Origin of the sequence: Flavobacterium jumunjinense (assembly GCF_021650975.2) — a bacterium.
Taxonomy (GTDB): domain Bacteria; phylum Bacteroidota; class Bacteroidia; order Flavobacteriales; family Flavobacteriaceae; genus Flavobacterium; species Flavobacterium jumunjinense.
The window spans coordinates 3046477-3060283 of record NZ_CP091285.1; the positions used below are offsets into that span (position 1 = coordinate 3046477).

The window sequence follows — 13807 nt, forward strand, 5'->3', positions numbered from 1 at the left end:
TCCAGATGTTAAATAAAATAATAAAATATTTCCTAGAAAATAGATTAGTAACCGTTCTTATTCTTATGGTTCTAATTTTATGGGGTATTTCCGCAGCTCCGTTTAATTGGAAAATACCATTCCTTCCTTCTGATTCAGTTGGGGTTGATGCTATTCCAGATATTGGAGAAAATCAACAAATTGTTTTTACTCAATGGCAAGGTAGATCGCCACAGGATATTGAAGACCAAATTTCTTATCCATTAACTACTTATTTATTAGGTATTCCAGGTGTAAAATCGATTAGAAGTAATTCCATTTTTGGTTTTTCAAGTATTTACATAATCTTCGATGATGATATTGAATTTTACTGGTCTAGATCCAGAATACTTGAAAAATTAAACTCATTACCTAACAGTTTATTACCTGAAAATGTAAAACCATCACTTGGTCCAGATGCAACCGCTTTAGGGCAAGTATATTGGTACACAGTTGAAGGTAGAGATAAAGATGGCAACCCAACTGGTGGATGGGATTTACAAGAAATAAGAACTGCACAAGATTTCTATATTAAATATGGCTTAAACGCTGTTAAAGGAGTTTCAGAAGTAGCATCTATTGGAGGCTTTGTTAAAGAATACCAAATTGATGTCAATCCAGATGCATTAAAAGCTTACAATATTAGTTTGATGCAAGTAATGACTGCAGTGCAAAAATCAAATAAAGATGTTGGTGCAAAAACAATTGAAATCAACCAAGCCGAATATTTAGTTAGAGGTTTAGGTTATGTAAAAAAAGTAGAAGACATTGAACTCGCTGTTGTGGCAGTAAAAGATAATGTGCCAATTCGAGTAAAAGATATTGCTGTTGTTAGTTTAGGACCGTCAACTAGAAGAGGGATTTTAGATAAAGGTGGAGCTGAAGCTGTTGGAGGTGTTGTTATTGCTCGTTATGGTTCTAATCCATTAGAAGTAATTAATGGAGTAAAATCTAAAATCAGTGAAATTGCATCTGGTTTACCAAAAAAGACATTAGCTAATGGAGTAGTTAGTCAATTAACTATTATTCCTTTTTACGATCGTACAGAATTGATTCAAGAAACAATAGGTACATTAGAAACAGCGCTTTCTCATGAAGTTTTAATTAGTATAATTGTTGTTTTACTTTTAGTTTTTAATTTAAGAGCATCTTTAATTATCTCCAGTTTATTACCAGTTGGTGTATTAATGACTTTTATTGTCATGCGTTATTCTGGGGTAGACGCGAATGTTGTTGCGCTATCCGGTATTGCTATTGCTATTGGTGTCATGGTAGATGTTGGAGTCGTCTTTGTCGAAAATATTATTCGACATCTCGAAATGCCCAAGAATAAAGGAGTAAAAGGAAAACAATTAATGCAAGTAATTTATGAAGGAACTACTGAAGTTGCTTCTGCAATAACTACAGCTTTAGCAACAACGGTTGTTAGTTTTATTCCTGTTTTCGCGATGGAATCTGCTGAAGGTAAATTATTTAGACCTTTAGCATTCACAAAGACTTTTGCACTGTTAGGAGCTTTTGTATTAGGAATTGTAGTACTTCCTTCTTTAGCTAACTATTTATTAGGAATTGATTTCGATAAAAAAAGAGTAAAACGTTTTTGGTCGTATGTATTTATTTCTGGTGGTATAATATTAAGTATTTATTTTAAAATTTGGCTTCCTTTAGGATTAGTCTTAATGGGACTATATGACTTGTTTAATCATAAAATTCCTGAAAAATTCCAACCTTATACAAAGCATTTCAACTTAGTTATAGTTGTATTCATTGTTTCTTTTTTCTTAACAGAAGAATGGATGCCTTTAGGCCCACAAATAAGTGTGATAGGTAATTATCTTTTTGTGATTTTTCTGTTAGGAATAATAATAGGTGCACTTTTATATATAGTCAGTTCTTATGAAAGAGTACTGCGTTGGTGTTTAGAAAACAAAGGTAAATTCATGTTATTACCAATAATGACATTGTTTTTTGGCGTTTTAGTATGGATAGGTTTTGATAGTACTTTTGGAATTGTGGCAAAAGGGTTTGATAAATTAGGTTTTAATATTAGAAATTCTAAAGTTTGGTCTGTTCCATCACACACTTTCCCAGGAATAGGTTCCGAATTTATGCCAACGCTTAACGAAGGAAGTTATTTGTTAATGCCAACATCTATGCCTCATGCTGGTGTAGAACAAAATAGAAAAGTAGTTGGGCAACTCGATATGATTCTAAATCATATTCCCGAAGTCGATATGGCTGTTGGTAAATTAGGTCGTGTAGAAAGTGCTTTAGATCCTGCTCCTATTTCTATGTATGAAAATATTATCAATTATAAACCAGAATTCATCTTAGATGCTGATGGGCATCGTATGCGATTTAAGACGGATAAAAAGGGTCGTTTTATTACTAAATCCGGTGATAGTATTACACACGATGATGCTTTAAAACAAGCCATTTCTATTAAGAATCTTATTCCAGATGATGATGGTACTTTCTATAGAAATTGGCGAGATATAATTCAATCACCTGATGATATTTGGAACGAAATTGTAAAAGCTTCAAAAATACCAGGAGTTACTTCTGCTCCAAAATTACAGCCTATAGAAACACGGTTAGTGATGCTTCAAACAGGAATGCGAGCACCAATGGGAATAAAAGTTTTTGGACCCGATTTAAAAACAATTGAAGAATTCGGTTTAGAATTGGAAGCCATTATTAAAGAAGTACCTTCCGTTAAAAAAGAAGCTGTTTTTGCAGATAGAATTGTAGGGAAACCTTATTTACATTTAAACATTGACAGAGAAAAGATTTCTCGATTTGGCTTAAATGTAGAATATATCCAACAAACAATAGAAACAGCAATTGGAGGAATGAAAATTTCTTCAACGGTTGAAGGTAGAGAACGATATCCAATACGTGTTCGTTATCCTCGAGAATTACGAGATAGCCCTGAAGCACTAAGTAAAATATTAGTTGCTACACCTACAGGGGCACAAATCCCGCTAGGGCAATTGGTTCAGTTTGAATACAAAAAAGGACCTCAAGCAATTAAGAGTGAGGATACTTTTTTGGTTGGTTTTGTACTTTTTGATAAAAATGATAATTATGCTGAGGTCGATGTAGTGAATGATGCACAAAAAGCTATTCAAACCAAAATTGATTCGGGCGAATTAATAGTTCCACAAGGGGTTAATTACAAATTTTCAGGAAGTTATGAAAATCAAATTAGAGCCATGAAAAGGCTTTCAATTGTAATTCCTATATGTTTAGTAGTAATCTTTTTGTTACTCTACTTCCAATTCAAAACTGTTATTGCATCATCAATCCATTTCTCTGGTGTATTTGTTGCTTTTGCAGGTGGATTTATAATGCTTTGGTTATACGGACAAGACTGGTTTATGAATTTTGCTGTTTCCGGAGTAAATATGCGGGACTTATTTAAAATGCATTCTATTAATTTAAGTGTAGCAGTTTGGGTAGGTTTCATTGCCTTGTTTGGAATCGCAACCGATGATGGGGTAATTATGGGTTCTTACATTCATCAAGTTTTTAAAGAAAAAGACCCACAAACGGTATCTGAAGTTCGTGATGCTGTAGTTGAAGCTGGAAAAATGAGAGTGAGACCAGCAGTTATGACAACAGCTACAACAATCATTGCATTACTTCCCGTTTTAACCTCAACAGGAAAAGGTTCAGACATTATGATTCCAATGGCTATACCAACTTTTGGAGGAATGACCATTCAAATTATGACCATGTTTATTGTGCCTGTTTTACAAGCATATTGGAGAGAAACAGTAATTAAAAATAAAGAAAAAAGAAATGCGTAAAATACTAATACTATCAATTCTATTTTTTGCTTATAATGTTGAAGGGCAATCTATAAACGACTATTATACTATTGCTGCGGAAAATAATCCGGAATTAAAAGCGAAGTATAAGGAGTTTGAAGCAGCCATGCAAAAAATACCACAAGTGAGTTCTTTACCAGATCCTAATCTTTCTATGGGTTATTTTATTTCACCAGTAGAAACAAGGCTTGGGCCTCAAAACATGCGATTTTCGCTTTCGCAAATGTTTCCTTGGTTTGGTACTTTAAAGGCTCAAAAAAATGCTACAACCCTAATGGCTGAAAGCAAATATCAAGCATTTTTAAATGCTAAAAATCAATTGTATTCTCAAGTTGCTACGGTTTATTACCCTTTGTATGAGCTACTAAAATTAAAAGACATTGAACAAGAAAATATCAAAATTCTAGAATCATACAAAAATATTGCCACTTCAAAATTTGAAAACGGTAAAGGAAGTTTAGTTGATGTTTTGCGTGTAGATATCATGTTAAAAGATGCCCAAGCTAATTTAGAAATTTTAACTAAAAAAGAACCCGCATTAACATCTTGGTTGAATAGTATTCTAAATAGAAAGTACAATGAAAAAATTGTTATTTCTAAAGATTTGCAAATTATGGAATTACCAATCGAATACCGCAAAGATTCAATAGCCTCTAATCCAATATTACAAGAATTGGAATTAAAAAAACAAGCTTCAGAAGTTGCCACTGAAGTTGCCAGAAAACAAGGTTTACCTAAATTAGGTCTTGGTTTAGATTATGTTTTAGTAGGGAAAGGAATGAATAACTTCCCAGATTCGGGTAAAGATATTATCATGCCAATGGTTTCTGTTAGTTTGCCAATTTTCAGAAAAAAATACAATGCAGCAACGAAAGAAGCAAAACTAATGCAAGAGAGTTATTCTTTTCAAAAAGAAGCGTATGAAAACAAATTAAACGGTACATACTATAAACTTGTTTTTGAATTGGAGAAAGAGCGTGATTTGTTAAAATTATATGAAGGTCAAGTACTAACACTCTCCAAAAGTTTGAATCTATTATTTGCCTATTACAGTAATGCAAATAAGGACTTTGAAGAAGTATTACGCATGCAACAAGAACTTTTAAAGTATCAAAAAATGCAATTGTCAAGCACTAGTACTTTTTATATAAAATTAGCTGAATTGGATTATTTAACAGCAAAACAATTTTAATCATGAACATAGATAAAAAAACTAAAATATTACTAGGACTTACATTAGTTGTAGGTATTCTATTAGGCGCATTGTTTTTTGGAGGAGACTCTAAAGAAGAAGAAAAAACAGAAGTCACTTCAAAAACAGAAGTTTGGACGTGTTCCATGCACCCACAAATTAGACAACCAGAACCAGGAGATTGTCCTATCTGTGGAATGGATTTAATTCCATTGGAATCTGGAGATGACAGTATTGATCCCGATGCAATTAGTATGTCTGAATCAGCTATGATTATTGCTGGAATCTCCACTTATAAAGTTGGGAATACTGATGGTGTAAAAGATATTTCACTCAACGGGAAAATTGAAGTAAATGAGAAAACAGTTTATAGTCAATCTTCGCACATACCTGGTCGTATTGAAAAAATTCAGGTTTCTTTTGTTGGTGAATATGTAAAAAAAGGGCAAGTGGTTGCTTATATATATTCTCCAGATTTAGCGAGTGCACAACAAGAGCTTCTTGAAGCTTATAGTGTAAAAGATATTCAACCACAATTATTCGAATCGGTAAAAATGAAATTAAAAAACTGGAAAGTTTCGGATGCTACTATTAATACTATTATTTCTTCAGGGAAAACACAAGATAGATTTCCTATTTATGCTGATGTTTCAGGATACATTATTAAGAAAAATGTGGAATTAGGTGATTATCTTCAAAAAGGACAAACATTATATGATGTTGCAGATTTATCAACAGTTTGGGTACTTTTTGAAATTTACGAATCAGATATGAGTTGGGTTAAAAAAGGCGATAAAATAAACTATACTGTTGCCTCTTTTCCAGGAGAAACATTTTCAGGAACAATTGCATTTATTGACCCATTTATAAATCCAATAACACGAATTGCAAAGGCAAGAGTTGAGGTAGCTAACGTTGGGCTAAAATTCAAGCCAGAGATGTTTGTGTCAGGTACTTTAAAAACTAAAATAGGTGGAAATAAAGCAACATTAAGTGTTCCTAAATCGGCTGTGATGTGGACAGGAAAACGCTCCATTGTGTATATTAAAAATGAAACGGATAAAGGAATAACATTCAAATTGCGCGAAGTTACATTAGGACCACTTTTAGGGAATGATTACATAATTGAAGAAGGTTTAGAAATTGGTGAAGAAATAGTAGCTAATGGTACTTTTAATGTAGATGCTGCTGCACAATTAGCAGGAAAACCAAGCATGATGAATATTGATGGTGGCAGAGTAAGCACAGGTCATAATCATGGAGATGCAACAATGGTAATGAGTGATGATAAAAAAGTAGTGTTAAAAGAAGATAAAACCACTATTAGTAATGAAGCTAGGAAAAGCTTACAACCCTTATATCTAAATTATTTTGAATTTAAAGATGCCTTAACAAAAGATGATTTTAATTCCGCTAAAAAAGCACTTTTAGCATTTGAAAAATCTTTGAATAAAATAAACATGAGCCTATTTAAAAAGGAATCTCATAACGCATGGATGAATTATCAAACAGAGCTGAAAAAACAGGCACTTCATACTACACATGTAAAGAACATTAAAGAATTAAGAATGTCTTTTGAACCAATGTCTAATGTAATGATAGCTATGACAAAAGCATTTAATCCTTTAAATGAAACTGTTTATGTTCAATTTTGCCCTATGGCAAACAGTGATAAAGGTGCAAATTGGTTAAGTAAAGAAAATAAAGTAGTTAATCCTTATTTTGGTATATCCATGTTAAAATGTGGTGAAGTAAAAGAAACAATTAAAAATATTAAATAATAAAGAATGAAAAAAGTAATCGGAATTTTAGTAGTAACTTTAATAAGTGTAATAATTTCTTGTAAAGAAAACAAAGAGCAGGAAACAATGCAAATGGATTCACATGATGGACATCACCATTCTAAAACGGAAGAAACAGCTTCAGTGTATTATTGCCCAATGAAATGTGAAGGAGACAAAACGTATGATAAAGCTGGAGAATGTCCAAAATGTGGAATGGATTTAGTTGTTGTAGAAAAAGAATAAATCTATGATAAAGTTATACATCAAAAATATGGTTTGTAGCCGATGTATTTTAGTAGTTAAGTCTGAGTTGGAAAAATTCGGACTTAACTATCTATCTGTTGAGTTAGGTGAAGTTAACCTCCAAAACGAATTACCTCAAGATGATAAAATAGAAATTTCCAAACAGCTTGAAGTTTTAGGATTTGAAATTTTAGACGATGCCAATAGTAAAACAATTGAAAAAATTAAAAATATTCTCATTGATTTAATTCAAAATAAGAATAACGATATAAGAATAACGATTTCAGATTATCTTAAAAAAAAATTACATCAAGATTATAGTAAACTCAGTAATTTATTTTCTGAAGTAGAAGGTATTAGTATTGAAAAATATTTAATTAATCTAAAAGTCGAAAAAGTAAAAGAACTAATAGTTTATAACGAACTAACTCTTTCTGAAATTGCAAATTTATTACATTATAGCAGTAGTGCACATTTAAGTAATCAGTTTAAAAAAGTAACTGGTTTTTCGCCTTCTTACTTTAAAAAACTGAAAGGAAATAAAAGAATTCAACTCGATCAATTATAAATTTTGCAAAAGCTATCCATAATTGTGTAAACCGTTAGGTATTTTATTTCCGAAATTTGTAGTATCAAAATCAGATTATTATGACACATACATATCACATAAAAGGAATGACTTGTTCTGGTTGTGAAAATAAAGTACAAACAGACTTAGCGAAGACAAAAAACATTACACATGTAAAAGTTTCGAAAGAAAATAGCGAAGCAATAATTGAAATGTCAAAACATGTAGAACTTTCAGTTTTACAAGAATCATTAGGAGGAAAAGACAGTAAATATCAAATTTCATTACCCAATTCCAATCCCAAAGGAGAAGAAAAATCAAGTTGTTGTACAACTAACAGTAAGTCTCATAATCCCATTCATCAAAAACAAAACCATCCTGCTGGAAAGTATTATTGCCCAATGCATTGTGAAGGCGATAAAGTATATGATAAGGCAGGTGACTGTCCTGTTTGTGGAATGGATTTAGTGCAACAACCAACATTAGTTCAAAATACACAATACACTTGTCCAATGCATCCAGAAGTTGTTCAAGACAAACCTGGAAGTTGCCCAAAATGTGGAATGGATTTAGTGCCAATGGAACCAACCGAATCTGAAGAAGATATAACGTATCAAAAGCTATGGCATAAAATGAAAATTGCCCTACTATTCAGTATTCCTGTTTTTGTTATTACCATGTCTGATATGTTACCAAACAATCCGTTATATAAACTAATGGATTTGCAATATTGGAATTGGATTCAATTTATATTAACTATTCCAGTTGTTTTTTATGCTTGTTGGATGTTTTTTGAAAGAGCTTGGAAATCAATTGTAAATTGGAATTTAAACATGTTTACTTTAATTGGTATTGGAACAGGAGTTGCTTTTGTTTTTAGTATCATTGGATTATTATTTCCATTTGTTTTTCCAGACGAATTCAAAACTTCCGAAGGTACCGTTCATTTGTATTTTGAAGCTACAGCTGTAGTTTTAACATTGGTTTTATTAGGACAACTGTTAGAAGCTAAAGCACACAGTAGAACTAGTGGAGCTATTAAAGAGCTATTGAAATTAGCACCAACTGAAGCTACATTAGTAATTGATGGCGAAGAAAAAGTAATTTCCATTCATGATATTAATAAAGGAGATATTATTCGTGTTAAACCAGGTGAAAAAATACCTGTAGATGGAATTATTACAAAAGGTAATAGTACTATAGATGAATCGATGATTACTGGAGAACCTATTCCTGTTGATAAAAAAACAGCCGATAAAGTAAGTTCTGGAACAATCAACGGAACAAAATCTTTTTTAATGCTAGCTGAAAAAGTAGGTTCAGAAACTTTATTATCTCAAATAGTTCAAATGGTTTCAGATGCTAGTCGTTCTCGTGCACCAATTCAAAATTTAGTAGATAAAATTTCTAAATATTTTGTACCAATAGTAGTATTCATTTCTGTAATTACATTTTTTGTTTGGTGGATTTTTGGACCAGAACCCAAGTTAGTTTACGGTTTTATAAATGCTATTGCTGTATTAATTATTGCTTGTCCATGTGCTCTAGGTTTAGCTACACCAATGTCAGTTATGGTTGGAGTTGGTAAAGGAGCAAAATCAGGTGTGTTAATTAAGAATGCGGAAGTCCTTGAAAAAATGGATAAAATAGATGTTTTAATTACGGATAAAACAGGAACTTTAACCGAAGGAAAACCGTCAGTTGAAAAAATCGTAGTAAAAGATGTAGATGAAAATATAGTTTTAGGAAAAATAGCATCTCTAAATCAAAATAGCGAACATCCATTAGCAACGGCAGTAGTTACTTTTGCAAAATCTAAAAATACTGAATTTTATAAAGTTGATAACTTTGATTCTGTAACAGGAAAAGGAGTTATAGGATATATTGACAATTTAAAAGTAAGTTTAGGAAATAAGAAATTATTAGAACAAGAAGGAATTCAGGATTTTTCAGATATAGAACAAGAAGTAATTGCAGAACAAAAGTTAGGAAAAACGGTTTCTTATATTGCTATCGACAAAAAAGTAGTAGGTTATATCACAATTACAGATGCGATAAAAAAATCTAGTTTAGAAGCTATTAACGAGTTAAAGCGTCAGGGAGTTCAAGTCATTATGCTAACGGGTGATAATGAAAACACAGCAAAAGCAGTAGCTTCTGAACTAAACTTAACCGATTTTAAAGCAAGTTGTTTGCCACAAGATAAATTAGAATATATTAAAGCGCTACAAACTAAAGGTAAAATAGTTGCGATGGCTGGTGACGGAATTAATGACGCACCTGCATTAGCACAATCGGATATTGGAATAGCAATGGGAACAGGCACTGATGCGGCTATTGAAAGTGCTAAAATTACTTTAGTAAAAGGAGATTTACAAGGAATTGTAAAAGCTAAGAATTTGAGTCATGCTGTAATGAAAAATATCAAGCAGAATCTATTTTTTGCCTTCATTTATAATTCTGTTGGTGTTCCTGTTGCAGCAGGTGTTTTGTTTCCTTTCTTTGGACTGTTATTGTCACCTATGATTGCAGCACTAGCTATGAGCTTTAGTTCGGTTTCTGTAATCGTAAATGCATTGCGATTACGAACAGTAAAGATATAATTTCATTTAATTTTAAAAAACAGTATGAATATGCTACATTTTAAATAGGTCTTTATTGGAAATATTAAAAAGAGAAGAATTAGGAAATTAATTTTGGTCAGAATCTAAATTAGTAGCGAATAAATGTAAAACTCACATTGAGTTAATAAAAACTTAAGATAGTAACTTTTTGTTAAAACAGAAACAGTATAAAGGTAATATGTAATTTACTATTTGGTTACACATGGAGAGTAGTTTTGGGGTATTAAAAAACACAACCAATTACATACTATGAAGACAAATTTTAGGACTTTATTATTATTTACCATGTCAGCAATGGTTATTTCTTGTAATCAAGACGATGACTCAAGTACAACTACTGAAGAACAAGTTGCATTAAAAAATCATTCATCAACACCCGCTTTCTTAAACAAAAAAGCTGGTTTTGAAAATTTAGAAATCTATTCATTATTAAGTTCAGAAGATCAGTTATTACAATCTCCAAACTTTGTATATGGGTCTATGGCAGATGGAATGGGGTTAATGAAAAATAACGATGGTACTTTCTCATTAATTAATAATATTGAAGCAGATTATTCTATCGCTAGAATTTCATTCGATAAAACTTTTAAACCAGTAAAAGGAGAGTATATTTTAAATGCAGCGGCAACAGCAAGCACAGCACAATGTTCGGGTTCATTAATAACTCCAGAAGAACATGGTTTTGGACCTTTGTTTTTATCAGGAGGAGAATGGGGAGGAGCTTCAAAAGGAGTTTTTGCTACAGATCCTTTTAAAAATTCTAACGATGCAGAATTAGCTACAATGTTACCTGCATTTGGGCAATGGTCTACAGAAAACGCAGTAGTAATAGGTAAAGATGCCTATCCAACTAAAACAGTCGCTTTTATTGGAGACGATACAGGAGATAACACAACACCTTCTGGTCAGTTAGCTATGTATGTTGCAAATAGAGGAGATCTAGCAGGAGGAAAGCTTTATGGATTAAAAGTAACAACTGCTGGAATCGATTTTGAAATGGATATGAATGAAGGATCAACCTATCAAGCAGAATTTGTAGAATACACAGAAAAAACTTTAAATGAGTTAGAGCAAGAATCGAGAGACAAAGGAATCATGGGATTCTCTAGAGTTGAAGATATCGATTATAGAAAAGGTTCTGGAAGTGCAAATAGAGAAATTTATTTTGCAGTTACGGGTAGAAAGAAAACTGCTTTAACAGGAAAAGGGACGTTTTATGGTAGAATTTACAAAGTAGTTCTAGATGCTGTAAATCCAACTTTAGCAACAATAACTTGTGTATTAGATGGCGATAAATTATCAGGAGTTGCAAAACAATTTCATAGCCCAGATAATATAGTTGTAACAAAAGATTATGCCTACATTCAAGAAGATCCTAACGGATATCCTGATACAGCAGATAAAACACACTTTTCATATTTATACCAATATAATTTAAATACTGGAGCATTAAAAGTTGTTTTAGAGTGTGATCAAGTAGCAGCAGAAGCAGCAGGTATAGGTTCAGCTTCAGATATGTGGGAATTAACAGGAATGATAGATGTTTCAGATATAATAGGAGTAGAAGGAAGCTTTTTAATTTGTACACAAAATCACGGTTGGAGTGATGCAGCGTTCACTGATCCAAATGCAAATGCTACACCTGCAAGTAATGAAGGAAGTCAATTATATCTAATAAAAGGATTAGAAAGATAAAATGAATAAAATATTGAATAATAATACCTTAAAGACTATATTTATGTATAGTCTTTTGGTTTTTTTAATGAGTTGTACTAATAAAGAAGCTTACAAAGAAATTTCATCTTTTGAAAAATTAGAAATTTACTTTAAAGAAACATTAGTAGAAGCGGCTGTTTCCTTAGAAGATCTAAACAAGGCAAATAGTATTGAAGAAAAGAAAAAATGCTATTTGAAAGCCAGAAAAGCATTCAAGAAATGTGAACCTATTTTAGCCTTTGTAGATTCGGAAAATTACGGATATTTAAATCAACCAAATATTTTAAAAGTCGAAGAAGAAGATTTTACAGACATTAAAATAAATGAACCGACAGGTTTTCAGGTAATTGAAGAAATCCTTTTTGATGAGGTTGTTGATACTTTAGCTTTGAAAAAAAATGTTGAAAAAACACAAATAAGATTAACATTTCTACATAAAAATCAAACTTTAGAGTTTTTGAAGAAACATCATATTCTTTGGATTCTTAGGGATGCAATAAATAGAATAGCTTTAACAGGAATTACAGGTTTTGATTCACCAGTATTGGAAAATTCATTGCAAGAAAGTCAGACAGTATATGAAAGTTTAAACACAATCATTTCAATTTTTGAAGCAGAATTTTCAAACAAAAAACTATTTGAAACGTGGAAAAAAGAGATAGATGAAAGTATTAATTTTCTAAATCAAACCAAGTTCAACGAGTTTAATAGATATATTTTTATAAAAGAGCACACACATAAAAGTTTATCCCTTTGGAATGAAACTGTAACCGATTGGAAAGTTGAATTTCCTTTTAAACAAGCTATAAACTATGATGTAACTTCATTGTTTTCTAATGAAACATTCAATATAAATTACTTCACCGATCAAAAAGGAAATCCAATTGAAGACGATAAGGTTGCGCTCGGAAAATTATTATTTGAAGACACATCACTATCAAAAGAGAAAACAATTAGTTGTGCAACTTGTCATAAAAAAGAACTCTATTTTACAGATGGAGTTGCAAAATCGCCAGGAACCACCAGAAATTCACCAACTTTATTTTATGCAGCTTTACAAAAAGGATTTTTTCACGATAGACGAACAGGAAGTTTAGAAGGACAAGTTATAGATGTGGTAAACAATCCAAATGAGTTTCATTTATCGTTGAATGATTTAGAAAAACGTGTTATCGAAAAGAAAGAATATAAAGAAGCTTTTAAAAAAGTATACGCAAAAGATATTGATAATTATTTAATTAGAAATGCAATTGCTTCCTATATTATGTCTTTAACACCTTTCAATTCTAAATTCGATTTGAATATGCAAGGAAAAGAAAAAACGTTAACTAAAAAAGAAATTAATGGATTCAATCTTTTCATGGGAAAAGGAAAATGTGCCACTTGCCATTTTGCTCCATTATTTAATGGATTAGTGCCAACACAATTTAAAGAATCAGAAATAGAGTTAATTGGTGTGCCAAAAACAAAAGACACAATCAATGCAGAAATAGACTATGACTTAGGACGTTATGGCGTATATAGTACAAAAGAGCGTAAGTTTTTCTTTAAAACACCAACCGTTCGTAATATAGAAAAAACGGCTCCTTATATGCATAACGGTGTGTACACAACATTAGAAGAAATAGTAGATTTTTATAATAAAGGAGGAGCAACTGGTTTAGGTTTTGATCTAGAATACCAAACCTTGCCTCCAGATAAACTAAACTTAACGGTCAAAGAAAAAGAAGATTTAGTACTTTTTTTAAAGACCTTAACCGATAGGTATTAAAATAAAATGGGCTGTCTAATTTAGACAGCCCATTTTTAAATTTTATATATTTTATTCT

7 protein-coding genes and 1 pseudogene are annotated in these 13807 nt (G+C 31.6%); all 8 read left to right on the plus strand.

All coding sequences use genetic code 11. The features are described from left to right. Positions 1-5 precede the first annotated feature (5 nt). The 8 genes and pseudogenes from L2Z92_RS13705 to L2Z92_RS13740 all read left to right on the plus strand — a co-directional run bounded on the left by L2Z92_RS13705 (position 6) and on the right by L2Z92_RS13740 (position 13749). Positions 6-3830, plus strand: coding sequence for an efflux RND transporter permease subunit (locus L2Z92_RS13705; protein ID WP_236454461.1), 3825 nt, complete (start codon positions 6-8; stop codon positions 3828-3830). After that, on the plus strand, positions 3823-5043 hold the full coding sequence (locus L2Z92_RS13710; protein ID WP_236454473.1) for a TolC family protein: 1221 nt from the start codon (positions 3823-3825) through the stop codon (positions 5041-5043). Before L2Z92_RS13705 ends, L2Z92_RS13710 begins: the two co-directional genes overlap by 8 nt. A 2-nt stretch (positions 5044-5045) precedes the next feature. After that, positions 5046-6824, plus strand: a complete 1779-nt coding sequence (locus L2Z92_RS13715; RefSeq protein ID WP_236454475.1) for an efflux RND transporter periplasmic adaptor subunit — start codon at positions 5046-5048, stop codon at positions 6822-6824. A gap of 141 nt (positions 6825-6965) precedes the next feature. Beyond that, positions 6966-7052, plus strand: a pseudogene (locus tag L2Z92_RS21525) (heavy metal-binding domain-containing protein); the annotation flags it as partial. Between the two features lie 22 nt (positions 7053-7074). Next, positions 7075-7638: a helix-turn-helix domain-containing protein gene (locus L2Z92_RS13725; protein WP_236454478.1), complete on the plus strand. Its 564-nt coding sequence runs from the start codon at positions 7075-7077 to the stop codon at positions 7636-7638. An 80-nt stretch (positions 7639-7718) separates the two neighbouring features. Further along, a complete protein-coding gene (locus L2Z92_RS13730) occupies positions 7719-10241 on the plus strand; it encodes a heavy metal translocating P-type ATPase (RefSeq protein ID WP_236454481.1) in 2523 nt (840 codons plus the stop codon). A 270-nt stretch (positions 10242-10511) separates the two neighbouring features. Next, the gene (locus tag L2Z92_RS13735) at positions 10512-11957 is read left to right on the plus strand and encodes an alkaline phosphatase PhoX (RefSeq protein ID WP_236454484.1); all 1446 of its coding nucleotides are present in this window, start codon (positions 10512-10514) and stop codon (positions 11955-11957) included. Between the two features lies 1 nt (position 11958). Beyond that, the gene (locus L2Z92_RS13740) at positions 11959-13749 is read left to right on the plus strand and encodes a cytochrome-c peroxidase (protein ID WP_236454486.1); all 1791 of its coding nucleotides are present in this window, start codon (positions 11959-11961) and stop codon (positions 13747-13749) included. Positions 13750-13807: the final 58 nt, after the last annotated feature.

Coding starts and splice junctions, on each gene's coding strand:
- L2Z92_RS13705 (WP_236454461.1), top strand. CDS start 6: ATGTTAAATAAAATAATAAAATATTTCCTAGAAAATAGATTAGTAACC.
- L2Z92_RS13710 (WP_236454473.1), top strand. CDS start 3,823: ATGCGTAAAATACTAATACTATCAATTCTATTTTTTGCTTATAATGTT.
- L2Z92_RS13715 (WP_236454475.1), top strand. CDS start 5,046: ATGAACATAGATAAAAAAACTAAAATATTACTAGGACTTACATTAGTT.
- L2Z92_RS13725 (WP_236454478.1), top strand. CDS start 7,075: ATGATAAAGTTATACATCAAAAATATGGTTTGTAGCCGATGTATTTTA.
- L2Z92_RS13730 (WP_236454481.1), top strand. CDS start 7,719: ATGACACATACATATCACATAAAAGGAATGACTTGTTCTGGTTGTGAA.
- L2Z92_RS13735 (WP_236454484.1), top strand. CDS start 10,512: ATGAAGACAAATTTTAGGACTTTATTATTATTTACCATGTCAGCAATG.
- L2Z92_RS13740 (WP_236454486.1), top strand. CDS start 11,959: ATGAATAAAATATTGAATAATAATACCTTAAAGACTATATTTATGTAT.